General features: G+C 63.8%; 22 protein-coding genes and 1 pseudogene. 15 read left to right on the forward strand and 8 right to left on the reverse strand.

All coding sequences use genetic code 11. The features are described from left to right. Position 1: 1 nt before the first annotated feature. Positions 2 to 900: pseudogene (locus AU381_RS19545) on the reverse strand (LysR family transcriptional regulator). A 293-nt stretch (positions 901 to 1,193) separates the two neighbouring features. Further along, positions 1,194 to 1,403 carry a helix-turn-helix domain-containing protein gene (locus AU381_RS19550; RefSeq protein ID WP_064243387.1) on the reverse strand — a complete coding sequence of 70 codons (210 nt, stop codon included), beginning with the start codon at positions 1,401 to 1,403 and terminating at the stop codon, positions 1,194 to 1,196. A 271-nt stretch (positions 1,404 to 1,674) separates the two neighbouring features. Here AU381_RS19550 and AU381_RS19555 point away from each other — a divergent pair, with 271 nt between their 5' ends. The 6 genes from AU381_RS19555 (at position 1,675) to AU381_RS19580 (ending at position 9,621) form a co-directional block, all read left to right on the forward strand. After that, positions 1,675 to 2,256, forward strand: a complete 582-nt coding sequence (locus tag AU381_RS19555) for a 5-formyltetrahydrofolate cyclo-ligase (RefSeq protein ID WP_064243388.1) — start codon at positions 1,675 to 1,677, stop codon at positions 2,254 to 2,256. Positions 2,257 to 2,261: 5 nt separating this feature from the next. Continuing rightward, positions 2,262 to 3,086, forward strand: coding sequence for a TIGR00282 family metallophosphoesterase (locus tag AU381_RS19560; RefSeq protein ID WP_064243472.1), 825 nt, complete (start codon positions 2,262 to 2,264; stop codon positions 3,084 to 3,086). Between the two features lie 340 nt (positions 3,087 to 3,426). Then, on the forward strand, positions 3,427 to 4,584 hold the full coding sequence (locus AU381_RS19565; protein ID WP_064243389.1) for an efflux RND transporter periplasmic adaptor subunit: 1,158 nt from the start codon (positions 3,427 to 3,429) through the stop codon (positions 4,582 to 4,584). After that, positions 4,581 to 7,757 (forward strand): efflux RND transporter permease subunit, encoded by a 3,177-nt coding sequence (locus AU381_RS19570; protein ID WP_064243390.1) that lies wholly within the window; start codon positions 4,581 to 4,583, stop codon positions 7,755 to 7,757. The genes AU381_RS19565 and AU381_RS19570 overlap by 4 nt, the downstream gene beginning before the upstream one ends. Before the next feature lie 176 nt (positions 7,758 to 7,933). Further along, positions 7,934 to 8,773: an MBL fold metallo-hydrolase gene (locus AU381_RS19575; protein ID WP_064243391.1), complete on the forward strand. Its 840-nt coding sequence runs from the start codon at positions 7,934 to 7,936 to the stop codon at positions 8,771 to 8,773. Between the two features lie 101 nt (positions 8,774 to 8,874). Further along, positions 8,875 to 9,621 (forward strand): YebC/PmpR family DNA-binding transcriptional regulator, encoded by a 747-nt coding sequence (locus tag AU381_RS19580; protein ID WP_064243473.1) that lies wholly within the window; start codon positions 8,875 to 8,877, stop codon positions 9,619 to 9,621. Positions 9,622 to 9,853: 232 nt separating this feature from the next. Here AU381_RS19580 and AU381_RS19585 read toward each other — a convergent pair whose 3' ends face one another. Further along, positions 9,854 to 10,849: an LLM class flavin-dependent oxidoreductase gene (locus AU381_RS19585; RefSeq protein ID WP_064243392.1), complete on the reverse strand. Its 996-nt coding sequence runs from the start codon at positions 10,847 to 10,849 to the stop codon at positions 9,854 to 9,856. A 169-nt stretch (positions 10,850 to 11,018) separates the two neighbouring features. On the opposite strand from AU381_RS19585, the gene ruvC reads away from it, so the two are divergent. The 4 genes from ruvC to AU381_RS19605 all read left to right on the forward strand — a co-directional run bounded on the left by ruvC (position 11,019) and on the right by AU381_RS19605 (position 14,482). Beyond that, positions 11,019 to 11,531, forward strand: a complete 513-nt coding sequence (gene ruvC, locus AU381_RS19590) for a crossover junction endodeoxyribonuclease RuvC (protein ID WP_064243393.1) — start codon at positions 11,019 to 11,021, stop codon at positions 11,529 to 11,531. A 241-nt stretch (positions 11,532 to 11,772) separates the two neighbouring features. Next, the gene (gene ruvA / locus AU381_RS19595; RefSeq protein WP_064243474.1) at positions 11,773 to 12,390 is read left to right on the forward strand and encodes a Holliday junction branch migration protein RuvA; all 618 of its coding nucleotides are present in this window, start codon (positions 11,773 to 11,775) and stop codon (positions 12,388 to 12,390) included. A gap of 147 nt (positions 12,391 to 12,537) precedes the next feature. Next, positions 12,538 to 13,578 (forward strand): Holliday junction branch migration DNA helicase RuvB, encoded by a 1,041-nt coding sequence (gene ruvB, locus AU381_RS19600; RefSeq protein ID WP_064243394.1) that lies wholly within the window; start codon positions 12,538 to 12,540, stop codon positions 13,576 to 13,578. Between the two features lies 1 nt (position 13,579). Beyond that, complete coding sequence (locus AU381_RS19605) at positions 13,580 to 14,482, forward strand: metallophosphoesterase (RefSeq protein WP_064243395.1); 903 nt, start codon at positions 13,580 to 13,582, stop codon at positions 14,480 to 14,482. 195 nt (positions 14,483 to 14,677) lie between these two features. Here AU381_RS19605 and AU381_RS19610 read toward each other — a convergent pair whose 3' ends face one another. The 3 genes from AU381_RS19610 to AU381_RS19620 are packed head-to-tail and all read right to left on the reverse strand — an operon-like array spanning position 14,678 to position 17,663. After that, entirely contained in the window at positions 14,678 to 15,580 is a 903-nt protein-coding gene (locus AU381_RS19610; RefSeq protein ID WP_064243396.1) for an NAD-dependent epimerase/dehydratase family protein, read from the reverse strand. Beyond that, positions 15,577 to 16,446 carry a glycosyltransferase gene (locus AU381_RS19615; RefSeq protein WP_064243397.1) on the reverse strand — a complete coding sequence of 290 codons (870 nt, stop codon included), beginning with the start codon at positions 16,444 to 16,446 and terminating at the stop codon, positions 15,577 to 15,579. Before AU381_RS19615 ends, AU381_RS19610 begins: the two co-directional genes overlap by 4 nt. Beyond that, positions 16,443 to 17,663: an NAD-dependent epimerase/dehydratase family protein gene (locus tag AU381_RS19620; RefSeq protein ID WP_064243398.1), complete on the reverse strand. Its 1,221-nt coding sequence runs from the start codon at positions 17,661 to 17,663 to the stop codon at positions 16,443 to 16,445. Before AU381_RS19620 ends, AU381_RS19615 begins: the two co-directional genes overlap by 4 nt. Before the next feature lie 126 nt (positions 17,664 to 17,789). Between AU381_RS19620 and ybgC the strand changes: the two genes are divergently transcribed. Continuing rightward, entirely contained in the window at positions 17,790 to 18,245 is a 456-nt protein-coding gene (gene ybgC, locus AU381_RS19625; RefSeq protein WP_064243399.1) for a tol-pal system-associated acyl-CoA thioesterase, read from the forward strand. A 113-nt stretch (positions 18,246 to 18,358) separates the two neighbouring features. On the opposite strand, the gene ligD is transcribed toward ybgC, so the two are convergent. Then, a complete protein-coding gene (gene ligD, locus AU381_RS19630) occupies positions 18,359 to 20,956 on the reverse strand; it encodes a DNA ligase D (RefSeq protein ID WP_064243400.1) in 2,598 nt (865 codons plus the stop codon). Between the two features lie 9 nt (positions 20,957 to 20,965). Next, entirely contained in the window at positions 20,966 to 21,820 is an 855-nt protein-coding gene (ku, locus tag AU381_RS19635; RefSeq protein ID WP_064243401.1) for a non-homologous end joining protein Ku, read from the reverse strand. Between the two features lie 379 nt (positions 21,821 to 22,199). Between ku and tolQ the strand changes: the two genes are divergently transcribed. From tolQ to tolB, 4 genes are all read left to right on the forward strand, one after another. Continuing rightward, on the forward strand, positions 22,200 to 22,919 hold the full coding sequence (gene tolQ / locus AU381_RS19640) for a protein TolQ (RefSeq protein WP_064243402.1): 720 nt from the start codon (positions 22,200 to 22,202) through the stop codon (positions 22,917 to 22,919). A 27-nt stretch (positions 22,920 to 22,946) separates the two neighbouring features. After that, positions 22,947 to 23,399, forward strand: coding sequence for a protein TolR (gene tolR, locus AU381_RS19645; protein WP_064243403.1), 453 nt, complete (start codon positions 22,947 to 22,949; stop codon positions 23,397 to 23,399). Between the two features lie 9 nt (positions 23,400 to 23,408). Then, positions 23,409 to 24,479 (forward strand): hypothetical protein, encoded by a 1,071-nt coding sequence (locus AU381_RS19650; RefSeq protein ID WP_064243404.1) that lies wholly within the window; start codon positions 23,409 to 23,411, stop codon positions 24,477 to 24,479. An 82-nt stretch (positions 24,480 to 24,561) separates the two neighbouring features. Beyond that, positions 24,562 to 25,869: a Tol-Pal system beta propeller repeat protein TolB gene (tolB, locus tag AU381_RS19655; protein WP_156528637.1), complete on the forward strand. Its 1,308-nt coding sequence runs from the start codon at positions 24,562 to 24,564 to the stop codon at positions 25,867 to 25,869. Positions 25,870 to 25,892 lie beyond the last annotated feature (23 nt).

A 25,892-nucleotide genomic window follows, 5' to 3' on the forward strand; every position in this document is an offset into this window, starting at 1 on the left:
TTCAGTCGGTTCCCCGAAAGGCGCGGCGGATGGCGTCGGCCATTGCGTCGATCGTCGGGGAGCGATGATCCGGCCGCGTGCGCAAGACGACGTTCGACATGTCGATGATGCCGAAGCCTTCGTCTTCGGTCAGCTCGCGGCAGCCGGCGGGTATTGCGCTGCGCGACATCGGGGCGATGGCGAGACCGGAAACGACGGCAGCGATCAGGCCGCTGCTCGTGCGGCTGACATAGGCGACGCGGCTCTCCATGCCCCGCTTCTTCAGACTGCGCATGGCCAGATCATCGCACCAACCGCCCTCGTAGTGGGTATAGGTGGCGATCGGCACCGGCCGTCGCTCGTGCGTACCGTGCTGGTCGGAGGTGGCCCAGACGGTGGGGTCCACCATCAGGACTTCGTTCCTGGTCCGGCCGCCCGGCTCGAATACGACGGCAATGTCGATCTCTCCCGCCTCGAGCGATTTCAGATTGGACATCGAATGTCCCTGCTGCACCGTCACCTCGACGCTCGGGTGGATCGCGGCGAAGGCGCCGAGCGCTTTCGGCAGGGTGGAGTTGATGTATTCCTCCGATATGCCGATGCGGACCGAGCCATCCAGGGGAGGCTGGCGCAGAGCTGCCGCCGTATCGTCGAGCAGGGCAACGATCCGCCGCGCATTGTCGACGAGGCGCCGGCCCTCGGCCGTCAGCACGACGCCGCGGGAATGACGCTCGAAAAGCGGGAAGCCGAGCAGGTCCTCGAGTTTCTTGATCTGCATGCTGACGGCCGACTGCGTGCGTCGAACCGCATCGGCGGCCCGCGTCAGGTTGCCCGTATCGGCAACCGCGAGGAAGGTTCTGAGCAGATCGCTGTCGAGCGGAAGGGACATTGGCCGTCATAAGAAAATCTGATGATAGCTATGCTCGCAATTCGTTTGTCCCATGTCAACGGAAGGCGGAAGATCAGGGCGTCCCGTCTTTATCGAGGCCCCTGTCATGCCTGTACTGGTTGTGCCTGCATCTCCGACCGCCCGGCAATCATCCCCGTTGATGGCGGCTGTTGAACAGTTCCGATTGCGCCACGCGATCGAGACCTATTGGGCGCGGGCCATTGACCGTTGCGATTCGCATCTCATCGACGACGCGGGCCTCGCCGACATCGAGCCTCCGACGGCGGGGTGGTGGCCGGACCCGGTCCGGCATTCACACTGGATGCTATGAGATGAGGTCGAGCCTGGCGGCGCGGATGATGGCTTCCGCCAGATTGTTCGCCTTGAGCTTGCGCATGGCCTCTTCGAGCGCCTGATCAATCCGTTCCATCGGAATGTCGGTTTCGCGCATGATGTCCAGCCGCGTCCGGCCGCGGGCCGCAAGGGACAGGCAGCGCAGTTCGAGGGGGCCGAGCTGGTCGATCCTGTCCTTCATGGACACGGCCTATCCTTTAGAGCCTCCGGCGAAAATGCCGGGTCGCAGCTCTCCCAATCATTTGAAACCATGAAGCAATTGCATGGACAGGACTTCGCGCGAAGCCGAACCGTGGCGAAAGGTGAAGGCCAGGTTAATGCTGTTTCGATATGGGAAGGGTGGAGGACTGTCGCGAAATGTTGCAAAAGCGACGGGGACACGGGTTCAGCTCGCGTGCGATCTGCACTACCTCGTTGCCCGTTGGGAACGGTTTGCCGGAAAGGGACGCTTGATGTCACCGAAGGACTTGAAGGCCGCACTGCGGAAGGAGCGTCTGACGATGCGCGACGCCATGCCGGCGGAAGCGCGGATCGAGGCGAGCCTCGCAATGGCAGACCATGCCGGCGACATCATCGCGCTCGATCCCGGCCATGTCGTCTCGGGCTTCTGGCCGATCCGCTCGGAGGCGGACATCCGGCCGCTGATGGTGCGGCTCAGGGATCGCGGTGCGAGACTTTGTCTACCGGTTATCCTCGACAAGAAGACCATCGTGTTTCGCGAGCTCGCTGACGGCGTGGCGGTCGTCGAGACCGGTTTCGGGACGACGGGTCCCGGGCCGGACGCGCCGGAGCTCGATCCTGACATCATGCTGGTGCCGCTTTCGGCCTTTGATGCGACGGGCCATCGTATCGGCTACGGCGCCGGTTATTATGACCGCGCGATCAACCGGTTGCGCAGCAAGGGCCACATGCCGCGCCTGATCGGGATTGCATTCGACTGCCAGGAAGTGGCATCAGTGCCGGCGGAACCGCATGACGTGGCGCTGGACGCCGTGTTGACGGAGAGCGGTTTTCGGCACTTCGAGCGGGATTGAACGGCATGCGACTTCTGTTTCTGGGAGATATGGTTGGCAAGACGGGCCGCACGGCGGTGTGGGACCGCCTCCCGGGGCTGGTGAGCGATCTCAAGCTCGACTTCGTCATCGTCAATGGCGAAAACGCGGCCGGCGGCTTCGGCATCACCGAGGAGATCTTCCTGGAAACGGTGAGCGCCGGTGCCGACGTGGTGACAACCGGCAACCATGTCTGGGACCAGAAGGAGGCGGTGGTCTTCTGCGAGCGGCACGACCAGTTCCTACGCCCGGCCAACTATCCTGCCGGCACGCCGGGCCGCGGCTCCAACCTGTTCTTCGCCCGCAACGGCGCCCGCGTGCTGGTCGCCAATGTCATGGGCCGGGTCTTTATGCATCCGGAACTCGACGATCCGTTCAAATGCGCCGAGGCGATCCTCGAGGCCTGTCCGCTCGGAGAACAGGCCGATGCCGTCGTCTTCGACATCCATGCCGAGGCGACAAGCGAGAAGCAGTGCTTCGGCCACTTCGTCGACGGGCGCGCCAGCCTCGTGGTCGGCACCCATACCCACGTGCCGACGGCCGATCATCAGATCTTGAATGGCGGCACCGGCTATATCAGCGACGCCGGCATGTGCGGCGACTACGATTCCTCGCTCGGCATGGACAAGGAAGAGCCGCTCAACCGCTTCATCTCCAAGATGCCCAAGGGCCGCTTCGAAGCGGCCTCCGGTCCTGCCACGGTCTGCGGCGTCGGCGTGGAGATCTCCGACCGCACCGGACTTGCCGAGAAGATCGCGCCGCTCCGGCTCGGTCCGCGGCTTGGCGAGACGATCCCGGACTTCTGGTCCTAAGCATCGGGCGGCAGATTGGTCTGCAGGTGCGCCAGTCCGAGACGGCCGCAGACCCGTCTTCTGTCGCCTGTGCGGGATGCTTTTTTCAGTGACAGGCTCTAAAAATGGTGGCAGGTTAGCGCGCAAATCAGAGCCGCTTTGAGCGGCCGCATTGCAAGTTCCCATGTCGATCTAGAAGCCAGAGCGAAAAGCGTGCGGGAAGACCCGCGTGCATTCTTCTACTTCCCGCTTTGGCGCCACCCGGAGGCGAACGCCCGAGGCTCGAAATGTCGCCACGGCAACTGGATTTATCCAACCCGCGCCGGGCGAACTTGATGGTTCAAGTGCCTGGAGAGCGTGCATGTTGCGAAAGTGGCTTCTGCCGGCCATCGCCGGCATTTCCATCTCCCTGTTCATATCGGCACCGGCAGCGGCACAGGATGCGCAACTGCCGACGGTGACCGTCGCCAAACCGGTCGTGCGGGACGTCATCGATGCCGACGAGTTCATTGGCCGCTTTGCGGCAGTGGACGAGGTGTCGGTCCGTTCTCGCGTCGGAGGCTATCTGGACCAGGTGTTCTTTACCGACGGCGCATTGGTGAAAAAGGGCGACAAGCTTTTCGTCATCGACCAGCGGCCCTTCCGCCTGGCTCTGTCCCAGGCCGAGGCGTCACTTGCATCGGCGCAGTCGACGCTCTCCTTCGCCGAAGCACAGTTCAAGCGAACCGAGTCCCTGACCGGAACCGGCACGCTTTCGATTTCCAAGCTCGACGACGACCGCCGCGCGCTGCTCGCCGCGCAGGCGAACATTCGTGGCGCCGAGGCGGCCGTCGATCGGGCCAGGCTCGATCTGGAATACACCACCATCACCGCGCCGCTCAGCGGCCGCGTCGACCGTCGCTGGATATCGCCGGGCAATCTCGTCCAGGCTGATGAGACCGTGTTGACGACGATCGTCTCGCTCGATCCGATCGATTTCTATTTCGATGTCGACGAGCGGCGGCTGCTTTCCTATGCGCGCACCGCGCGGGAACGCGGCAGCGCGCTGCAGGAGGGCGCAGGCGCGCTCTCTGTGCTCGTGACGATCGCCGACGCCAACGAACCGCCTTTCGAAGGCAAGCTCGACTTTTCCGAGAACAGGGTCGACAACCAGACGGGCACGATGCGACTGCGTGCCCGTTTCGAGAATCCCAATTTCATTCTCCAGCCGGGTCTTTTCGGGCGCGTCGAGGTCGAAGGCTCCAATACCTACCAGGCGATCCTCGTTCCCGATGAGGCAATCGCGGCCGATCAGAACGAGCGCGTCGTCTATGTCGTCGCCGACGACGGAAGCGTCGCCACCAAACCGGTGCGGCTCGGGCCACGGCTGCACGGCTACCGGGTCATCCGCAGCGGCATGACCGGCGACGAGACGATCATCGTCAACGGCATCATGCGGGCGCGGCCGGGCGTCAAGGTGAAGCCGGAACTTGTCGTGCTGCCGCAGGAAGCGGCGCACGCGGCGGAGAATGCCCAATGAGGTTTTCGCACTTCTTCGTCGACCGGCCGATCTTCGCTTCAGTGCTGTCGATCGTTCTCCTGATCGTCGGCGGCATCGCCTATTTCCAGCTGCCGGTGGCGCAATATCCGGAAATCGCGCCGCCCACCATCGTCGTCAGGGCCTCCTACCCGGGCGCGGATGCGGAGACCGTCGCCAATACGGTCGCGACCCCACTCGAACAGGAAATCAACGGCGTCGAGAACATGCTCTACATGTCCTCCTATTCGACCGCCGACGGGTCGATGTCGCTGACGATCACCTTCAAGCTCGGCACGGACCTCGACCAGGCCCAGGTGCTGGTGCAGAACCGCGTCTCGATCGCCGAGCCGCGCCTTCCGGAGGACGTCCGGCGCATCGGCGTCACCACGACGAAGAGCTCGCCCGACCTGATGATGGTCGTTCACCTCTTGTCGCCGAACGACCGCTACGACCAGCTCTACGTCTCCAACTATGCCCGCTCGCGCATTCGCGATCTGCTGGTCCGGCTCGATGGCGTCGGCGACGTCATCCTCTTCGGCGAGCGCGAATATGCGCTTCGCGTCTGGCTCGACCCGCAGAAACTCTCCGCCTACGGCATGACGTCCGGCGACGTCGTCGAGGCGTTGCGCCAGCAGAACGTCCAGGTCTCCGGCGGTTCGATCGGTGGTCCTCCGATGTCGGGCGACAGCGCCTTTCAATACACCGTCACCACCGATGGCCGCTTCAGCGACGCCCGGCAGTTCCGCTACGTGATCGTCAAGGCAACCGAGGACGGCAGGCTGGTGCAGTTGCAGGACGTCGCCCGGGTGGAGCTCGGGGCGCGTGAATATGTGACGAACAGCTATCTGAACGGCAGCCCGGCCGTCGCGCTCGGCATCTTCTCGCGGCCCGGCACCAACGCGCTTGCGGCGGCGGACGCGATCCAGGCGACGATGGCCGACCTTTCCAGGGATTTTCCCGAAGGGCTTGAATACCGGATCATCTATAATCCCACGGAATTCATCTCGGAATCGATCGACGAGGTCTACATGACGATCGGCGAGGCGGTGATTCTCGTCGCGCTGGTGGTCATCGTCTTCCTCCAGTCCTGGCGGACAGCGATTATCCCAATCGTCGCCATTCCGGTGTCGCTGATCGGCACCTTCGCACTGCTTTTCGCCTTCGGCTTCTCTCTCAACATGCTGACGCTGTTCGGGCTCGTGCTGGCGATCGGCATCGTCGTCGACGATGCGATCGTCGTCGTCGAGAACGTCGAGCGCAATCTGGCGCGCGGCATGACTCCACGGGAGGCGGCGCATGTGACCATGGACGAGGTGGGTGCGGCGGTCATTGCCATCTCGCTCGTTCTCACCGCCGTCTTCGTACCGACCGCCTTCATTCCGGGCATTGCAGGGCAGTTCTACCTGCAGTTCGCCGTGACGATCGCGGTTGCGACGGTGATCTCCGCTATCAACTCGCTGACCCTGTCGCCGGCGCTTGCGGCGATTCTGCTGCGTCCGCACGACGATCACGAGCACGAAAACCGCAATCCCGTCACCCGCTTCGGCCGTGCTCTGGCCAACGGCTTCAACAACGGTTTCGACCGCATGGCCGACGGCTATGCCTGGACGGTGCGCCGCCTTGTTCAGACGCGCGTTGCGCTCGTCGCCGCCCTCCTTGTCTTCGTCGCACTGCTCGGCGGCACCTGGTATATGGCGCAGGTCGTGCCGCGCGGCTTCATCCCGACGATGGACCAGGGCTATGCGATCGTCGTCATCCAGCTTCCCGACGGCGCCTCGCTCGAGCGGACCGACGCCGTCGTCCAGCGTGCGTCGGCGATGATCCGGGAAGTTCCGGGGGTGAGGGACGCCGTCGCCTTTGCCGGCTTCAACGGCGCGACCTTCACTAACGCGTCGAACTCGGGCGTGATCTTCACGCCCTTCGACAGTTTCGAGGAGCGGCTCGAACACGGCCAAAACGCCACGCAGATCATCGGCCAGCTCTTCGGCGCAATGCAGAGCATCCAGGAGGCCTTCATCATCGCCGTGCCGCCGCCTTCGGTGCGCGGCATCGGCAATTCGGGCGGCTTCAAGATGCAGATCATGGACCGCCAGAGTGCCGATATGCGCCGCGTGCTCGGGCTTGCCCATCAGATGATGGGGGCGGCCAACCAGACCGAAGGACTGGTGGGCGTCTTCACCACCTTCTCGGCATCGAGCCCGCAATTCTTCCTGGCGATCGACCGCGACAAGGCACGGGCGCTCAACGTACCGATCCCCAACATCTTCGAAACGCTGTCGATCAATCTTGGGGCGTCCTACGTCAACGATTTCAACGCGTTCGGCCGCGTCTACCAGGTCCGCGCCCAGGCCGACCAGCAATACCGCGTGGAACGCGACGATATCCTTGCCCTGAAGGTGCGGTCCGCCTCGGGCGCGCTGGTGCCGCTCGGCACGCTCGTCGAGATCCGCGACACGAGCGGCCCCGCGCTCGTCCAGCGCTACAACATGTATGTCTCTGTTCCTCTCCAAGGCAATCCGGCGCCGGGTGTTTCGACCGGTACGGCGCTCGACAAGATGGAGGCGCTCGCCGGCCAGATCCTGCCGCAGGGAACGACCTTCGAGTGGACCGAACTCGCCTTCCAGGAACGACAGACCGGCGATACCGCCGTCTTCATCTTCGCGCTCTCGGTGATCTTCGTCTTCCTCGCCCTTGCCGCGCAATATGAGAGCTGGGTGCTGCCGCTGGCGATCATCCTGATCGTGCCGCTTGCCGTTCTCGCCGCCCTCATCGGCGTCTCGATCCGGGGAATGGACAACAACGTCCTGACCCAGATCGGCCTTATCGTGCTGATCGGCCTTGCCGCGAAAAACGCGATCCTGATCGTCGAATTCGCGCGCCAGGGCGAGGACGAGGGCAGGTCGCCGATCGAGGCGGCGATCGAGGCGAGCCGGCTGAGACTCCGTCCGATTCTGATGACGGCCTTTGCCTTCATCCTCGGCGTCGTGCCGCTGGTGATCGCGACCGGTCCCGGCGCCGAGATGCGCCAGTCCCTCGGCACGGCCGTGTTCTCCGGCATGCTCGGCGTCACCTTCCTCGGTCTCTTCCTGACGCCGGTCTTCTACGTGACGCTGCGGTCAATGCGGCGCAAGCGCGCGCCGGTGCCCGAGGCGGCGGGCGCGCCGGCCGAGTAGTGCGAGCCCGGCCGCAATGACACGATCGTGAGCGGCTGGCTGCCATTTGTAAGTGGACGGAGCCACAGGGTTGAATGATGCTGCCTGGCCGATTCTTGTAAGTCGGAGGGGGATGCGGGGCGCAATCCGCACATACTTTTCCTCATCCCGCTCCAGGAATGTGTGAGAGGTGGAGGATGCCGCTGCGATACCTTGCCTACACCCTGCTCTTCATCTGGTTCGTCCATACGCTGTGGCCGGAGCCGGCCCATGCGCAGGATACCTCCGCCCCGATCAGCCAGTGCCAGGCGATCGCCGCAGCCACGCCCTCGGCAACCTTCGTGAGCGTCGCAGCGCCCGAGATTTCGCCTGCCGCGGCAGCCGCCGATGGCGGAGTCACCATCACCTATCTCGGGCACTCGACCTTCCTGATCGAAACGCCGGGCGGCGTCTCGATCGCCACCGACTACAACGGCTGGTTCCGGCCCGCGACGCCGCCGACAGTCGTGACGATGAACAAGGCCCATTCGAGCCACTACACGTTGACGCCGGACCCGGCGATCCGTCACGTGCTGCATGGTTGGGGCGATGACGGCGAGCCGGCCGACTACGATCTCGTCGTCGGCGACACCTATATCCGCAACGTGACGACCGACATCCGCTCCGGCTTCGAAGGGATGGAGCCCGACGGCAATTCGATCTTCATCTTCGAGGTCGCGGGGCTCTGCATCGGCCATCTCGGCCACCTGCATCACGAACTCGACGACAGTCATTACCGTGAGATCGGCCGGCTCGACGTCCTGATGGTGCCGGTCGACGGCGGGCTGACGATGGGCGCGGAAAGCATGAGCCGCGTCGCCTCGCGGCTGCGCGCCGCACTGATCCTGCCGATGCACCGAAGAGGGCCGCCGATCGGCGATTTCCTGGCGATGTTCGGCGACGATTACGACAAGAGCTTCGCCACCGGTCCGAGCATCACGGTTTCCCTGCGCACACTGCCGAGCAAACCGCTGATTCATGTGCTGCAGGGGGTCTGAAGAATAGTGGCTCTCGAAATGACGGTGCCCCTGCTGGACGGGAAGCGGCAATGAAACTATAAGGCGCCCGATCCCAACAATTCATGCATGCAGAGGGCGTCATGGCTGGCCATTCACAGTTCAAGAACATCATGCACCGCAAGGGCCGTCAGGATGCGGTGCGCTCCAAAATGTTTTCCAAGCTCGCGCGCGAGATCACCGTCGCGGCGAAAACCGGCCTGCCCGACCCGGGCATGAACCCGCGCCTGCGGCTCGCCATCCAGAACGCCAAGGCGCAGTCGATGCCGAAGGACAATATCGAGCGCGCCATCAAGAAGGCTGCCGGCGGCGATGCGGAGAACTACGAGGAAGTCCGCTACGAAGGCTACGGCCCGGGCGGCGTCGCCGTCATCGTCGAGGCGTTGACCGACAACCGCAATCGCACCGCCTCCAATGTCCGCTCCATCTTCACCAAGGCGGGCGGCGCGCTCGGTGAAACCGGTTCGGTCTCCTTCTCCTTCGATCGCGTCGGCGAAATCACTTACACGCTTTCCGCCGGCGACGCAGACAAGGTGATGGAAGCGGCGATCGAGTCGGGTGCCGACGATGTGGCGACGGACGAGGACGGCCACACGATCATCTGCGGCTTCGAAGAAATAGGCGACGTTTCGAAGGCGCTCGAAGGCGTGCTCGGCGAAGCCGAAACCGTCAAGGCGATCTGGAAGCCGCAGAACACCGTGCCGGTCGACGAGGAAAAGGCCCAGTCGCTGATGAAGCTCATCGACAATCTCGAAGACGACGACGACGTCCAGAACGTCTATTCGAACTTCGAGGTGTCCGAGGAGATTCTTGCGAAGCTTTCTGCCTGAGCGGCGAAGGTCGGGGGTGTGATACCCCCCTCTGCCCTGCCGGGCATCTCCCCCACAAGGGGGGAGATCGGCAAGCGGCGGCGTTGCGCTCAACCACTACCCGGCCCGCGCAAATTGGCGAAGCCCCGCAAGCTCTCTGTCGGGCAGGGCCTTGCTCCTGGCCAATCTCCCCCCTTGTGGGGGAGATGCCCGGCAGGGCAGAGGGGGGTGCCCCCCTGGGGCAAAGGCCTCATTAGGCGCCAAGGCTCCTCTGCGCCTCCGCAAACAGCTCCAGCGAATGCAGCCGCGCTTCCATGTCAAAGATCGGCATGGAGACGATCAGCTCGTCGGCCTTGGTGAGATCGACGAAGGACGCGATCTTGCGGCGGATGGTTTCCGGGCCTCCGACGACCGCATAGCGCATGGCGTGGTCGACGAAGATCTTCTCGTCCGGGCTCCACAGCCCGTCCATCGACCGGACCGGCGGCGGGAAGCGGCCGCGCGCATTGCGGCGAAGCGCGACGAAGGATTGCTGCATCGAGGTGAACAGATAATTCGCCTCCTCGTCCGAGTCGGCGGCAACGCCCATGACGCCGACCATCACCTGCGGCCTGTCGAGCTGCGCCGACGGCGTGAAACGCTCGCGATAAATCTCAAGCGCCGAGAGCAGCATGTCCGGCGCGAAATGCGAGGCGAAGGCGAAGGGAAGTCCGAGCACGCCGGCGAGATGGGAGCTGAAATGGCTCGAACCGAGCAGCCAGATAGGCACGTTTGAATCGGCGCCGGGAACGGCGATGATCTTCTGGTCGTCGCCGACCGGGCCGAGCAGTGCCTGAAGCTCCACGACATCATTGGGGAAATTATTGGAGCTCGCTTCCATGTTGCGCCGGAGCGCCTGCGCGGTTCGCATGTCGGTGCCGGGTGCGCGGCCGAGGCCGAGATCGATGCGGCCGGGATAGAGGGCCGCAAGCGTACCGAACTGTTCGGCGATGACGAGCGGCGAATGGTTGGGAAGCATGATGCCGCCGGAACCGACACGGATGGTTCTTGTCGCCGAGGCCACATGCGAGATGACGATCGAGGTCGCGGCGCTGGCGATTCCCGTCATGCCGTGGTGCTCGGCCAGCCAGAAGCGCTTGTAGCCGTTCTCCTCCGCTGCGATTGCCAAGCGGCGCGAGTTTTCCAGCGATTGCGCGACGCCGCCGCCTTCGGTGATCGGCGACAGGTCGAGAATGGAGAAAGGGATCATGGCCAACGCCTTCGATTAAGGGAAATTGATCGATCGCAATGTAGGTTCAAGTTTCTTAAGGCCAAGGGTTCGCCGCCGGTTTTCTGCGGCGGCTCGGCGTATCTGTGTAATGTTTTTGTTTTGTTCACTTTTTGCTGGCAGCGTCCCGTCGACCGACATAGGGTGAGACATGCAGACTACGATTCGCATCATCGGCATCGATCCGGGGCTGAGACGTACCGGTTGGGGGATCATCGAGACGCTCGGCAATTCGTTGCGCTTCGTCGCCTCCGGCACGGTGACCTCCGACGGCGAGACGGACCTCGCCTCGCGCCTCTGCCAGTTGCACGATGGGTTAGCCGACGTGGTGCACAGCTACCAGCCGCAGGAGGCGGCCGTCGAGCAGACTTTCGTCAACAAGGATGCGACCGCGACGCTGAAGCTCGGTCAGGCGCGCGGCATCGCCATGCTGGTTCCGGCGCGCGCCGGCCTGAGGGTCGCCGAATATGCGCCGAACGCCGTGAAGAAAGCGGTGATCGGCGTCGGCCATGGCGAGAAGCAGCAGATCCACATGATGCTGAAGGTGCTGATGCCGAAGGCCGAGTTCAAGGGCAATGACGCCGCCGACGCGCTCGCGATTGCCATTTGCCATGCGCATAACCGCCAGGCGGTGACGAGCCGTCTTGCGGCGCTCGCCGGGTAGGGCGGGTAATGGTGGCGAACTCGATCCCCCTCTGGCCTGCCGGCCATCTCCCCCACAAGGGGGGAGAATACATGCGGCTTGCCCCTCGTACCGAACGAAGAGTTTTAGCAAGCGAGCCCCTTCAGTTGGAGCGCGGACCGTGCCACATCTGTTCTCCCCCCTTGTGGGGGAGATGGCCGGCAGGCCAGAGGGGGTGGAATGGGCCGGAGCCTGCACGCGCCGTTTTTTTGAGGCAGAGAACATGATCGGCAAACTCAAGGGCACCATCGACGAGATCGGCGAGGACTTTGTTGTCGTCGATGTCCACGGGGTTGGATATGTGGCCTATTGCTCGGCGCGCACGCTCGCCAAGCTCGGCTCGGCCGGCGAGGCCGCCGTGCTCTTCATCGAGACCTATGTGCGCGAAGACCAGTTGAAGCTTTTCGGCTTCCTGTCGGCCCTTGAGCGCGAATGGTTCCGCCTGCTGCAGACCGTCCAGGGGGTGGGCTCCAAGGTGGCGCTGGCGCTGCTTTCGACGCTGACGCCCGGCGAACTCGCCAATGCCATCGCCCTGCAGGACAAGACCTCGGTCGCGCGCGCTCCCGGGGTCGGGCCGAAGGTGGCGGTGCGCATCGTCACGGAACTGAAGAACAAGGCGCCGGCCTTTGCCGGCGAAATGTCCGCGTCGATCGGCCTCAAGCAGGAACTCGGCGAGGGGGTCGCCTCTGCGCCGGTTTCCGACGCGGTCTCGGCGCTTACCAATCTCGGCTATTCGCGCGACCAGGCGGCGAACGCCGTGGCAGCGGCGTTGAAGAATGGCGGCGAGGGGGGCGACAGTGCCAAATTGATCCGCCTTGGGTTGAAGGAACTGGCGCGCTGAGGGCCAAGCCTTTCTGCAGCCACAATGGAATTGGAGTGAGGGGTTCGTGAAGCGATCGCACTGGATTGACCGCCGCGCGCGCACTATGGTTGAGACGCGCCGCGACGTCGAGCGGGCGCGCGATCCATCCCGCAACGGAAGTTTGAGATGACTGAAGCCGCACGCCTGATTGCGCCGGAAAAGCGGGGCGAGGACCTCGATGCGACGCTGCGCCCGCAATCGCTCGACGAGTTCACCGGCCAGGCGGAGGCGCGCGCCAACCTCAAGATCTTCATCGAGGCGGCGCGCAACCGCGGCGAGGCGCTCGATCACGTCCTCTTCGTCGGGCCCCCCGGACTCGGCAAGACGACACTGGCGCAGATCATGGCGAAGGAGCTCGGCGTCAATTTCCGCTCGACCTCCGGTCCGGTCATCGCCAAGGCCGGGGATCTCGCGGCGCTGCTCACCAATCTCGAAGAGCGCGACGTGCTGTTCATCGACGAAATCCACCGGCTGAATCCGGCAGTCGAGGAAATCCTTTATCCGGCAATGGAGGATTTCCAGCTCGACCTCATCATCGGCGAGGGGCCGGCGGCGCGGTCGGTGAAGATCGACCTCGCGAAATTCACGCTCGTGGCGGCGACGACGCGCCTTGGCCTTCTGACGACGCCGCTCCGCGATCGCTTCGGTATTCCGGTGCGGCTCAATTTCTACACGGTCGAGGAACTGGAACTGATCGTCCGCCGCGGTGCGCGGCTGATGGGTCTCGGCATGACCGACGAAGGCGCGCGCGAAATCGCCCGCCGGGCCCGCGGCACGCCGCGCATCGCCGGCCGCCTGCTGCGCCGGGTGCGCGACTTCGCCGAGGTGGCGCGCGCCGAGGCCGTGACACGGGAGATCGCCGACGAGGCGCTGACCCGACTGCTGGTCGACAGCATGGGGCTCGATCAGCTCGATCGCCGCTACCTGACGATGATCGCCCACAATTTCGGCGGCGGCCCGGTCGGCATCGAGACCATCGCGGCCGGCCTTTCCGAGCCGCGCGATGCGATCGAGGACATCATCGAGCCCTATCTGATCCAGCAGGGCTTCATCCAGCGGACGCCGCGCGGGCGTGTGTTGACGGCCAATGCGTGGAAGCATCTTGGCCTCAATCCGCCGAAGGATGTCGAGGCGGCACAGTTCCGGCTGACGCTCGAGGACGACTGAGATGATCACCCGCCGCGGCTTCATGAAAATTCTCGGCGGGGGCTTCGCGAGCGCCATGGCGCTCGGCGGTTACGCGTTTGCCGTCGAGCCGCTGGCGCGCCTGAAGGTCGCGCGCTATGCCTTGACGCCACCCGGCTGGACGCCCGGCCTCAAGCTGCGCGTCGTCGCGCTCGCCGATCTGCATGCCTGCGAGCCGTGGATGTCGGCAAGGCGGATCGCTTCCATCTGCAGGCGTGCCAACGATCTGGGCGGCGATATCACGGTTCTGCTCGGCGACTATGCCTCCGGCATGAATCTGGTGACGCGCTACGTCCATTCCAGCGAGTGGTCGAAGGCGCTGTCGACCCTGAAGGCGCCGCTCGGCGTGCATGCCATCATGGGCAATCATGACTGGTGGGAGGACAGGACCGCCCAGAAAAACGGCGGCGGCGAGACCTTCGGCCATCGCGCATTGGCCGCCGTCGGCATCCCGGTCTACAGCAATCGCGCCATCCGCTTGGAAAAGGAAGGTTTCGGCTTCTGGATTGCCGGCCTTGAGGATCAGCTTGCACTGCTGCCGGGCAAGAAATGGAAACGCAGCGCCATGGGCGGCCTCGACGACCTCGACGGCACGCTGGCGCAGGTCAGCGATAATGCGCCGATTATCCTTTTGGCGCACGAGCCCGACATCTTTCCGAAGGTGCCGCCGCGGGTCTCCCTGACACTCTCGGGTCACACCCACGGCGGGCAGGTGCGCTTCATCGGCCACTCCCCCGTCGTGCCGTCGCGCTTCGGCGACCGCTATGCCTATGGCCATATCGTCGAGGAGGAGCGCGATCTTATCGTTTCGGGCGGACTCGGCTGCTCGATTGCACCCATCCGCTTCGGGGTGCCGCCGGAGATAGTGGTCATCGACCTCGGATAGCTCCGGCGGAGCCGCAGTGCCCCTCATCCGCCTGCCGGCACCTTCTCCCCGCAAGCGGGGCGAAGGGACTCGCGGCAGCCTCTCGCCCCACCGGGCAAGGTGAGCCAGGTGGGAAGATTGAGCTCCCGTCCCCTCTCCCCGCGTGCGGGGAGAGGGCTAGGGTGAGGGGCAATCGGCGGCATTTGGGGCTTTGATTTATTCCGTTTGGGCAGCCCCCACCAGTTCCCTGATCGTCGCCGCCAACCGTTCGCGTCCGCCTGGCGCCCAGCCAAGCGCGCGCAGCTTGTCGGTGGACATCTCCTTGAAATCTGCCCTCTCCACCGCCGCCGGCAGAGGGTGCCGACAGCCGATTGCCGCCTGAAGGACGGCGAGAATCTCGCGGTTGCCGGTCAGTACGTCCGAGACGTTGAAGATTTGCCCGGAGACCTTCGCCGGATCGGCCTCTAGCATCAGGCGTATGGCCGCAGCGACATCGTCGCCGTGCACTTCCGTACCGATGCGCGGCGGAACGGGCCAGCCGGCGAGATAGTTGGCGAACAGACCCTCCCACTTGTGCTTCCGGCCGGGGCCGGCCGGTCCATACACGCCGGTGACGCGCAGGCTGGCGGTGACGAAGCCATGGGCCGCGAGCGCCTTCAGGGCGTCTTCGGCGGCGAGTTTCACCTCGCCATAGAGCGTATCGGGCTCGGCGGGCGTGGTTTCGTCGAGAACGGCGGACGGCGTTTCGCCATAGACGGCGCGGCTCGAAAGGAAGACGCAGCGACGCACGCCGGCGCTCTGCGCCTCTTCGAACAGGCGGACCGATCCATCGAGGTTGGCTCGGCGAAAACCCTCCGGGTCACTGCCTTCGCCGCCGCGATACCTGCCCTCGACATGCTCGAAGGCCGCATGCACGAAATAATAGATGTCATCGAAGACGGCGATCTGATCTGCATCCGCATCGAGCCGAAGCGGGACGTGGGAGACGGGGTGCGAGAAGAAAGCCTCCGCAGGACGCACGCGGCCGCCGACAGTGACCTTGTAGCCGCTCGCGAGCAGGTGCTCGACGATGAAACGGCCGACGAAGCCGGTGCCGCCGGAAACGAGGACGCGGGTCATGGCGAGGCGGCGACGGGACTTGGGAGAGCCGCGATGTCGGGAATGTCCTCACCCGCCAGGTAGGCATGCCAGAGCTCGATCAGGGGGCGCAGCGCTTCCGAGCGTGGATGGTCCTTCTCCCACGGCTTCTCATACTGATAATGCAGCACGCCGATCGACCGCCAGTCCCAAAGCGCCGGCAGGTTGAACCAGACATATTGCAGCATGTTCATTGTGACCGGCAGGCCATGCCAGTCGGGAAAGAAGCTCTGAAGGAAGGTCTGGTCGGTGCGCGGCCAGAAGGCACCCGGCGCGTCGAGTGCCGCGAGCATGTTCTCGAAGGTCTCGATCGACGGCTTTGCGACGAAGACGCCTGAGTTCAGCCGGTGAAAATCGGCGAGGCTCTCGTAGACGTTCGGCGCGGCGGAAAACTCCGGGTAGAGGAAGAGCTTGTCGATATTGCGCAGAACGAGCGCGTCTGCATCGATGAAGACGCAGCTCTCATATTCGACGAGCTGCCAGAGGCGGAGCTTGCAGAAGTTATCGAGCGGCGAGTGGAAGTCGGGCTTGCGCCCCTTGGTGAAGGGTGCCATCTCGTGGACGTTGCGGCGCTGATGCCGGGCGTTGAATTCGTCCGAGAGCGGCAGCAGCTCCGTTTCGATCAGGCGGCAGTCGAATTCCGTCAACGGCTCGAGCGCGGCGGGCTCTACGCCGCCGGTGTAGAGCACGACGATATCCGCCGGCGTGCGCGTCAGTCGGATCGACCGCAACAAGGCGCGCGCGCCGAGCGCATAATCGGCATTGGTGACCAGCGTCACGAAAGCATCCTGGGCCGCAGCCGGGGAACAGGGGAGGCCTCCCTCCGGATGGGGCGTCACAGGGTTCATGAGACGGATTTCAGCCGCTTGCCTTCGGGATCATGGTTGATCAAGGGGGCGATGTCCTTCGTCCAGGCGGAAACGGCCGGTACGCGCGAGCGGTCGACGCGATAGGCGAACTTCTTCGCCACGTTGACGATCTCCGAAAGCAACCCGTCCTGGAGGCGGATCGGGTCGAGCCCGAGCGCCAGAAACTTCTCGTTATGCACCACGAGATCGTTTTCAGCCGCTTCCTTTCGCGGGTTCGGGAGCCAGGCGATTTCCGATGCCGTCATCCTCGCGATCATCTCGGCCAGGTCGCGGACGCGGTGCGTCTCGGTCATCTGGTTGAAGATCTCGACTCGGCTGCCGCGCGCCGGCGGATTCTTCAGCGCAAGCTCGATGCAGCGCACCGAATCCTGGATGTGGATGAAGGCGCGGGTCTGACCGCCGCTGCCGTGAACCGTCAACGGATAGCCGATCGCCGCCTGGATCAGGAAGCGGTTCAGCACCGTGCCGTAGTCGCCGTCATAGTCGAAGCGGTTGATCAGCTGCGGATGCCGGCGCGTCTGCTCCGTATGCGTGCCCCAAACGATACCCTGGTGCAGGTCGGTGATCCTGAGACCGTCGTTCTTCGCGTAGAACTGGAAGAGCAGCTGATCGAGGCACTTCGTCATGTGGTAGATCGAGCCCGGATTGGGCGGGTAGAGGATCTCCTGGCTCATCGTCTCGCCGTTCATCGTCTCGATGCCGACCGGCAGGTAGCCCTCGGGAATGGCCGCGCCGATGGTCGAATAGCCGTAGACGCCCATGGTGCCGAGATGCACGAGATGGGCATCGAGGTCGAGTTCCACCAGTGCATTCAGGAGGTTATGCGTGGCGTTGACGTTGTTGTTGACGGTGTAGTTCTTGTGGCGGTCGCTCTTCATCGAATAGGGCGCGGCGCGCTGCTCGGCGAAATGCACGATCGCGTCAGGGCGGTTTTCGGCAAGCCAATTCTTGAGGAGTTCGTAGTCGCGGGCGAGGTCGATCAGATTGAACTGGATGCGCCGGCCGGTCTCCGCGTGCCAGATGCGGGTGCGCTCCTGGATGGAATCCATCGGGGTCAGGGATTGCACGCCGAGCTCGGTGTCGATCCAGCGGCGGGAGAGGTTGTCGAGAATGTGGATGTCGTGGCCCGCATCGGACAAATGCAGTGCGGTGGGCCAGCCCACAAAACCGTCGCCGCCGAGGATTGCGATCTTCATGCACGATTCTCCTGATCGGGAAGGGACACGGTGACCTGATAGGATAGGATTGTGACAAAGCTGCAATGCTTGCAAATGTCTTTTTGTTCCTGCACAGGAAAAGCGAAGATCCTCCCGGAGAATGCCATGTCACTGATTTCGCTTGCAGGCGAGCTGACCGAGACCGGCCACAGTTTGATACAGCGCGTCTATTACGAGGACACCGATTTCTCCGGCGTCGTCTACCACGCCCGCTACCTGCATTTCATGGAGCGTGCGCGAACCGACTATCTGCGGTTGCTGGGCGTGGAACAGGCGTCGCTCGCCATCGAAGGCGATGCGGAAGGCCTCGTTTTCGTCGTTCACCGCATGGAAATCGACTTCAAGTCGCCGGCACGCATGGACGACATCCTGACGATCGAGACGACGACCGAGAAGGCCGGCGGCGCCAAGATGGTCCTGCAGCAGGAAATTCGCCGCGCCGGCGCGCTGCTGATCGCGGCCAAGGTGATCATCGCGGTGATCAACGGGCAGGGTCGCCCGCGCCGCCTGCCGGAGGCGCTGGCGGCGAAGTTCCTGGCGGCGCAAGGGGGCGCCGGCTGATCAGGCATAAGAAGCGATACGAAAACTCCGCGGGAGTGCCCTGAGTCAGGAGCCGGGGAAGGGGGTGCTGGGCCGCACGGAAAAGCCTACGCAGCGATCAGACCGGCTTCCGTTTAACCGATCACCGAATCCAGCACTTTCTTCGTCAGAGACTGCTTGATCTTGCCGATATCGCGCCAGGGATCGGTGCCGGCTTCGATGCGCTCGACGATGTCGGCGATGTGGAAGCTGTTGGCGGCGTCAAGGCTCTCGAGTTCGTCCCAGCCGACCGGAGTAGCGACAGGCCCGCCGGCGCGGGCGCGGGTGGAAAAGGGGGCGATCGCAGTGGCGCCGCGGTCGTTCCTCAGCCAGTCGATGAAGATCCGCCCTTTGCGCTTTGCCTTGGACATTGTGGCGACGAAATGTTCCGGGTCGCGCTCGGCAAAGGATTGTGCAACCCTCTTGGCAAAACCTTTTGCCTCGTCCCATTCGGCGTGCGGGCGAAGCGGCACGATGACGTGAACGCCCTTGCCGCCCGTCACCATGGCAACGGTCTTGAGATCGATGTCGGCAAGTTCGTCGCGCAGGGTGGCGGCCGCGGCCTTCACCGCCGCGAAGTCGACGCTCGGATCGGGATCGAGGTCGAAGACCAGGCGATCGGGCTTTTCCAGCCGGTCGATCGTTGCACCCCAGATGTGAAACTCGAGCGTGCCCATCTGCACGGCGGCGACCAGGCCCTTGGCATCGTGGACATACATGTAGTTTTCGGTCTCGCCCGATGCCTCCATGATCGGCACTTCCCGGATCGCCTCCGGGAAGGCGTCGTTCGTATGTTTCTGGAAGAAGCAGTGCCGCTGCCCGCCCTGCGGGCAGCGCACCAGCGAAACGGGATGGTCGGCGGCGAAGGGCAGCATCCTGTCGGCGATCACGGCATAGTAGCGGGCGAGATCGATCTTGGTGATGCCCTGACCTTCGAAGAGGATGCGATCGGGATGCGAGATCTGGACGCCGAGGACATCGGTATCGCCCCTGGTAGGCGACGCCTTGCTCGCTCTGGCTGGGGGTTTGCTCTTCCCGGGCTCCGGCGCGGCGCCTGTCGACTTCGCTGTTTCCAATTTCACGGCCTTGGCCTCCTTATCCTCGCGCAATCCCTCGAACGAGCCGTGGCGGACATGTCCGTCAGCGGTAAACTCGGCGAAGTCCACCTCCGCGACAAGGTCGGGCTTCAGCCAGATGGCATCTCGCATTCTTTCTCGTGGCACGCTGTCGAACGGCGACGTCTCGCGTCTGCGCTTCGCAAAGGCCGCCGCAAGCTCTTCCATTACCCTTTCGCCGAAGCCGGTGCCGACGCCGCCGCGATAGATCAACTTCCCGTCCTCGAAAGTGCCGAGGAGAAGCGAGGCGAAGGCGCGCCCCTGCTTCGATGAGGGCGTATAGCCGCCGATGACGAACTCCTGACGCTTGGTGCATTTGACCTTCAGCCAGCTTCGGGTGCGGCCGCTGCGATAGGGCGCCTTGGCTTCCTTGGCGATGATACCCTCCTGGCCAGCCTTGCAAATCGCCGCAAGCACATGCTCGCCTTTGCCCTGAACGTGCTCGCTGTACTGAACGGTCGCCGTGGTGCCGAGCGAGTCGAGCAGAACTCTTAGCGTTTCCTTCCGCTCGATGAGCGGCTTGCGGCTCAGGTCCTTGCCGTCGAGTTCGATGAGGTCGAAGGCGTAGAGCCTCGTGCTGGCGCCGGTTCTGAGCGCCTTCTGCAGCGCCGAAAAGTTCGAGCCCGCGTCCGACAGCGCCACGACCTCGCCGTCGATCAGGGCGGATTTGCAATTGAGCTCGGCAAGGGCGGCTGCGATTGCCGGGAACTTCTCCGTCCAGTCGAGGCCATTGCGGGTGTAGCAGCGGACAGCGCCACCACCGATGGCACATACCAGACGGTAACCGTCGAACTTGGCTTCGTTCAGCCACGCGTCACCGGCGGGCGCTTTCGTCACAAGCGTGGCGAGCTGCGGCGGCCTGAAGGCGGGTGGTTTGCCGGAGGGTTTCCGTGCCGCCCGCTTGCGAGCGTTATCGTTCTCAGCAATTGCGCCGGCCTTGAGGTTCTCCGTCGTGCTCCTGTTGGAACGCCAGACGCGTGCGCGTTTTTCACCCTTGCCTTGGGCGATTTCGTCCATCGTGCGCCCGGTCACCACGCTGGTGATGTTCTCCTTGATCAGGCTCTCGCCGTCATCGGAGGCTATCTCGTCCGTCTCCTTGACGAGCAGCCAGTTCTCGCGCTTCTCGCCGTCGCGCGGCCGCATGCGCACGAGCGCCCAGCCACCCTTCATCCGGCTGCCATGCAGCCTGAACGACAACTTGCCCTTCTTCAGACCTTTCGATGGGTCGTCTTCCGGCTCCCACCAGCCGGTGTCCCAGAGCATCACCGTGCCGCCGCCATACTCTCCTTCCGGTATCGTGCCCTCGAAGTCGCCATAGGCGAGGGGATGATCCTCGGTGCGCACGGCAAGGCGCTTGTCGTCCGGGTTGAGACTGGGGCCGCGGGTTACCGCCCAGCTCTTCAGCACACCCTCCCACTCGAGGCGGAAGTCGTAGTGGAGCCGGGTGGCATCGTGCTTCTGGACCAGGAAGCGCTTCCTGTCGCCGCTCGCCGGCGCGACCGCGCCCTTGGGCTCGCTCGTCTTCGTGAAGTCGCGGCGCCGGTTGTATTCGGATAGCAGTTCGTTCCGTGTCGCCATGGTTCGTCCTCACGCCGATTTCCGCCGGCCGCGGCGGGAGGAGGATTGGGCTTTCGTCTGCGGCTTCTTGCCTTCGCCGCCTTCGAGGCTCTTCTTCAGCGCCGCCATGAGGTCGACGACGTTGTCGCCTCGCTTCTGCGGGCGCTCGCCTTCCTCGACGGCGACGCGCGCCGACTTGCCCTTCATCTTGCGTTTGACGAGCTCCTTCAGGGCCGCCGCGTAGTTGTCCTTGAAGGCATCCGCGTCGAATGGCGCCGTCTTCTTCTCGATCAGCGCGGTCGCGACGTCCAAGAGTTCCTTTTCGGCCTTCTTTCCGGAGATCTCGGAGAACATCGGGTCGGCCTTCCTGAGCTCGTCGGCATACCGCAGCGTCTCCAGCAGCAGGCCATCGCCGCAGGGCTTCACAGCGGCCAGATACTCGCGGCCTCTGAGGGTCAGCTGGCCAAGCCCGACCTTGTTTGATTTCCTGAGCGCATCACGCACGACGCGGTAGGCGTCTTCGGCGAGCTCGTCCGCCGGAACGAGGTAGTAGGGCTTGTCGAAATCGAGCGGAGAGATATCGCCGACCTCGACGAACTGCACCAATTCCAAGGTCTTCTTCGTCTCCAGCTTGATCGAGTCTACTTCTTCCGGCTCGAGGAGGACATATTTGTCGTCCTCGTATTCGTACCCTTTGACGATATCGTCGACGTCGACCGGGCCGATGCCCTCCACCACCTTTTCGTAGTGGATCGGCTTGCCCGAGGGCTTGTGAATCTGTCGGAACGAGATGGCTGCTCCGGACCGGGTAGCACTGAAAAGTTCGACCGGGATCGACACCAGCGAGAGCCGAAGCTGCCCTTTCCACATTGCGCGCGCTGCCATGGCCGTACCTCAGTGAAAACGACGGCCGCGCGGCGACCGGATCGCCAAGCCGGCTTCTTCTTTTGTCGGTGCGGTGGGCCGGGCGTACATGCAGCGGAAACGTGCAAGCGTCGGCGAAGTTCCGCGCCGCCGCCAGCGCAAGCGTCGCTTCGGTAACACTCCCTTAACGATAATGGTGTCTTTATCTGTGTATCAGGATTTGTGCAGTGCACGTCATCCTTTGACCAAAATTGACGGCAAGAAGGCAGGCTGAAGCGAGTAGATCGCAAATGCCGCGAACGGCGGCGATGCCGGGGCATTTTGCAGCAGGACGTTTGGGCGACCCGGTCATGAGCATGAGTAGCTCTTGCCGGGTGTTTGGATTCGGGGACTGAGATCGATGGAACAGGTTGGATTGGCCGCGACGAGCGATGTGACCCTCTGGTCGCTGTTCATGCAAGCAGGCTTGGTCGTCAAGCTGGTCATGCTGGGGCTGATTGCAGCTTCGGTCTGGACCTGGGCGATCGTTGTCGACAAGTCGCTCAACTACGGACGCGTCCGCCGCCAGCTCGACAATTTCGAGCAGGTGTTCTGGTCCGGGCAGTCGCTCGAGGAACTCTATCGCACCCTTTCCGATCGGCAGACGGCCGGCATGGGCGCGATCTTCGTCTCGGCGATGCGCGAGTGGAAGAAGAGCTTCGAACGCGGTGCCCGCTCGCCGATCGGCCTGCAGATGCGCATCGACCGGGCCATGGATGTGACGCTCGCCCGCGAATCCGAAACGCTCGAAGCGCGGCTCGGCTCGCTGGCGACGATCGGCTCGGCCGCCCCCTTCATCGGCCTCTTCGGCACAGTCGTCGGCATCATGACCTCGTTCCAGGCGATCGCCGGCTCGAAATCGACGAACCTCGCCGTCGTTGCACCCGGTATCGCCGAGGCGCTGCTGGCGACCGCCATCGGCCTGCTCGCCGCTATTCCCGCCGTCATCGCCTACAACAAATTCACCGCCGACGCCGGCAAGCTCAGCGCCCGCATGGAAGCCTTCGCCGACGAGTTCTCCGCCATCCTGTCGCGGCAGATCGACGAGAAGCTGCAGCCCTCGCGCCAAGCCGCGCAATAACGACCTTCGAGCACGGAGACGACGCTGATGGGTATGGCAATGGGCGGAGCCAAGGGGTCGGGCGGCGGACGTCGCCGGCGCAGGGGCAAGGGCGGCACGATCAGCGAAATCAACGTTACGCCGCTCGTCGACGTCATGCTGGTGCTCTTGATCATCTTCATGGTGGCGGCACCGATGATGACGGTGGGCGTGCCGATCGACCTGCCGGAAACGCAGGCGAAGGCGATGAACGCCGACACCCAGCCGATCACCGTTTCGGTCAATCCGGCCGGCGAGATCTTCCTGCAGGAGACGCCGATCGGCATCGACGAGGTCGTTCCGAAGCTCGAGGCGATCGCCACGACGGGCTACAACGAGCGCATCTATGTGCGCGGCGATACCAATGCCGACTACGGCACGGTGATGAAGGTCATGGCGCGCATCTCGGCTGCCGGCTTCAAGAATCTCGGGCTCGTAACGCTTCAAGAACAGGAAAAGTGATCCCCGGACATGAAGGGCGGTCTTGCTACATCTGCTGTCCTCCACGCTCTGGTTCTGACCTGGGCGCTGGTGTCGCTTGGCAGCCCGGCCGAATTCGAGGTCGCGGATGTCGAGGCGCTGCCGGTCGACATCGTGCCGATCACGGACATGACCCAGATCCAGCAGGGCGACAAGAAGGCGCCGGCCAAGGAAAAGGCTTCGCCCGTCCCGACGAAAAAGCCGACGCCCGTCGAGAATGCCGAGAACATCGGCGACAACGACGTCGACCTGAAGACGCCGCCGAAGCCTGAAAGCAAGCCTGTCGAGAACGAATCTGCGGCTGCTCCCGAAAAGACCGAGAAGGCGCCGCCGACACCCGATCCGGTGAAGGAGGAAATCCAGAAGGTCGAGGAGCCCAAGCCGGCGTCGGAACCCGCAACCGAAGTTGCAGCACTCCCGGAACCGAAGCAGGAAGTGAAGCCGGAAACCAAACCGGAGCCGGCGCCCGCCGAGGAACAGCCGGCCGAGAACCCTGAGGCCGAGGCGTTGCCCGACAAGGTCCCGACCCCGCAGGTCAAGCCGAAGGTCGAAAAGCCGGCGCAGACGGCGAAGACGCCGGAGCGCAAGAAGGAAGAGACCAAGAAGGAACAGAAGAAGGCGTCCTCCCAGAAGGAGAGCGACTTCAACGCCGACGAGATCGCGGCGCTGCTCAACAAGCAGGACTCCTCCGGTGGTGGAGCCAAGCGCTCGACGGAAGAGGCGGCGCTCGGCGGCAAGAAGACGACGAGCGGAAACACGCTTTCGCAGAGCGAAATGGATGCGCTGCGTGGCCAAATCCAGAACAATTGGTCGATTATTCCGGGGATGGCCGATGCGGCGGATGTCCGCATCAAGGTGACTTTCCAGCTCGATCCCAACGGAGAGTTGATCGGTGAGCCGGAAGTCGAAGCGACGGGCGGGTCGGACTCGGCGCGCCGGGCGCTCGCCAGCGGTGCGCGACGCGCCGTTCTGAAATCCGCTCCGTTCAAGGGATTGCCCGCCGACAAGTACGATTCGTGGAGCGAGGTGGTCGTCAACTTCGACCCAAGCTCAATGCTCTAGATAGGTTGGGGCGCGATGTGGACGGAAGACCGATCACAGATTTTCGCGCCCCGCCCCGAAAGATGAAAGGCTGAAAGGCTTTATGGAAATGCTGAGACGCAATTTTCTCCGTCTTGTCACGCTGATGTTCGCGGGCGCACTCTTTGCCGCGCCGGCAAACGCAGTCGTGGAGATCGACATCAACAAGGGGAACGTCGAGCCCCTGCCCATCGCAGTGACCGACTTCCTGCAGGGCGAACTCGCCCAGAAGATCTCCGACGTGGTCGCCGCTGATCTCAAGCGCTCGGGGCTCTTCGCTCCGATCGACAAGGGCGCCTTCATCGAGAAGATCGCCAATCCGGACGCTGCCCCGCGCTTCGAGGACTGGAAGGTGATCAATGCACAGGCGCTGGTCATCGGCCGCGTCACCCAGGAAGGCGACGGCAGGCTGAAAGCGGAGTTCCGCCTGTGGGACACCTTCGCCGGACAGCAGATGCTCGGCCAGCAATTCTACACCCAGCCGGAAAACTGGCGTCGCGTCGCCCATATCATCGCCGATGCGATCTATGAGCGGATCACCGGCGAAAAGGGTTACTTCGACACGCGTATCGTCTATGTCGCCGAAAGCGGACCGAAGAATGCCCGCAAGCGCCAGCTCGCGATCATGGACCAGGACGGCTTCAACGCCCGCGCGCTCACCAATTCGAACGACATCGTGCTGACGCCGCGCTTCTCGCCGAACCGCCAGGAAATCACCTACATGTCCTTCGAGAACCAGCAGCCGCGCGTCTATCTGCTGCAGCTCGAGACCGGACAACGCGAAGTGGTCGGCAATTTCCCGGGCATGACCTTCGCACCACGCTTCTCGCCGGACGGGCAGCGGGTGATCATGAGCCTGCAGCAGGAGGGCAACGCCAACATCTATACGATGGACCTGCGCTCGCGCACCACGACGCGGCTGACCAACACCAATGCGATCGACACCTCTCCGTCCTATTCTCCGGACGGCGCACGGGTCGTCTTCGAGAGCGACCGCGGCGGCAAGCAGCAGCTCTATGTCATGGGTGCCGACGGCTCCGGCCAGACACGCATTTCCTTCGGCGACGGTTCCTACTCGACGCCGGTCTGGTCTCCGCGCGGTGACCTCATCGCGTTCACCAAGCAGTCGGGCGGCAAGTTCTCGATCGGCGTAATGAAGCCGGACGGCTCTGGTGAGCGCATTCTCACCACCGGCTTCCACAACGAGGGACCGACCTGGGCGCCGAACGGCCGCGTGCTGATGTTCTTCCGCCAGAATGCCGGTGCCGGTGGGCCGCAGCTCTATTCGATCGATCTGACGGGCTACAACGAACAGCAAATCCAGACCCAGGGCTTCGCTTCCGATCCGGCCTGGTCGCCGTTGATGGAATGATGTCCACAGGTGCGGCGGGAAAT

The sequence above is a fragment of the Sinorhizobium glycinis genome, assembly GCF_001651865.1.
In the GTDB taxonomy this organism is placed as follows: domain Bacteria; phylum Pseudomonadota; class Alphaproteobacteria; order Rhizobiales; family Rhizobiaceae; genus Sinorhizobium; species Sinorhizobium glycinis.

Excerpts from the sequence above, each read along its gene's own strand:
- AU381_RS19550 (WP_064243387.1), bottom strand. The coding sequence starts at position 1,403 with ATGAAGGACAGGATCGACCAGCTCGGCCCCCTCGAACTGCGCTGCCTG.
- AU381_RS19555 (WP_064243388.1), top strand. The coding sequence starts at position 1,675 with ATGTCACCGAAGGACTTGAAGGCCGCACTGCGGAAGGAGCGTCTGACG.
- AU381_RS19560 (WP_064243472.1), top strand. The coding sequence starts at position 2,262 with ATGCGACTTCTGTTTCTGGGAGATATGGTTGGCAAGACGGGCCGCACG.
- AU381_RS19565 (WP_064243389.1), top strand. The coding sequence starts at position 3,427 with ATGTTGCGAAAGTGGCTTCTGCCGGCCATCGCCGGCATTTCCATCTCC.
- AU381_RS19570 (WP_064243390.1), top strand. The coding sequence starts at position 4,581 with ATGAGGTTTTCGCACTTCTTCGTCGACCGGCCGATCTTCGCTTCAGTG.
- AU381_RS19575 (WP_064243391.1), top strand. The coding sequence starts at position 7,934 with ATGCCGCTGCGATACCTTGCCTACACCCTGCTCTTCATCTGGTTCGTC.
- AU381_RS19580 (WP_064243473.1), top strand. The coding sequence starts at position 8,875 with ATGGCTGGCCATTCACAGTTCAAGAACATCATGCACCGCAAGGGCCGT.
- AU381_RS19585 (WP_064243392.1), bottom strand. The coding sequence starts at position 10,849 with ATGATCCCTTTCTCCATTCTCGACCTGTCGCCGATCACCGAAGGCGGC.
- ruvC (WP_064243393.1), top strand. The coding sequence starts at position 11,019 with ATGCAGACTACGATTCGCATCATCGGCATCGATCCGGGGCTGAGACGT.
- ruvA (WP_064243474.1), top strand. The coding sequence starts at position 11,773 with ATGATCGGCAAACTCAAGGGCACCATCGACGAGATCGGCGAGGACTTT.
- ruvB (WP_064243394.1), top strand. The coding sequence starts at position 12,538 with ATGACTGAAGCCGCACGCCTGATTGCGCCGGAAAAGCGGGGCGAGGAC.
- AU381_RS19605 (WP_064243395.1), top strand. The coding sequence starts at position 13,580 with ATGATCACCCGCCGCGGCTTCATGAAAATTCTCGGCGGGGGCTTCGCG.
- AU381_RS19610 (WP_064243396.1), bottom strand. The coding sequence starts at position 15,580 with ATGACCCGCGTCCTCGTTTCCGGCGGCACCGGCTTCGTCGGCCGTTTC.
- AU381_RS19615 (WP_064243397.1), bottom strand. The coding sequence starts at position 16,446 with ATGAACCCTGTGACGCCCCATCCGGAGGGAGGCCTCCCCTGTTCCCCG.
- AU381_RS19620 (WP_064243398.1), bottom strand. The coding sequence starts at position 17,663 with ATGAAGATCGCAATCCTCGGCGGCGACGGTTTTGTGGGCTGGCCCACC.
- ybgC (WP_064243399.1), top strand. The coding sequence starts at position 17,790 with ATGTCACTGATTTCGCTTGCAGGCGAGCTGACCGAGACCGGCCACAGT.
- ligD (WP_064243400.1), bottom strand. The coding sequence starts at position 20,956 with ATGGCGACACGGAACGAACTGCTATCCGAATACAACCGGCGCCGCGAC.
- ku (WP_064243401.1), bottom strand. The coding sequence starts at position 21,820 with ATGGCAGCGCGCGCAATGTGGAAAGGGCAGCTTCGGCTCTCGCTGGTG.
- tolQ (WP_064243402.1), top strand. The coding sequence starts at position 22,200 with ATGGAACAGGTTGGATTGGCCGCGACGAGCGATGTGACCCTCTGGTCG.
- tolR (WP_064243403.1), top strand. The coding sequence starts at position 22,947 with ATGGGTATGGCAATGGGCGGAGCCAAGGGGTCGGGCGGCGGACGTCGC.
- AU381_RS19650 (WP_064243404.1), top strand. The coding sequence starts at position 23,409 with ATGAAGGGCGGTCTTGCTACATCTGCTGTCCTCCACGCTCTGGTTCTG.
- tolB (WP_156528637.1), top strand. The coding sequence starts at position 24,562 with ATGGAAATGCTGAGACGCAATTTTCTCCGTCTTGTCACGCTGATGTTC.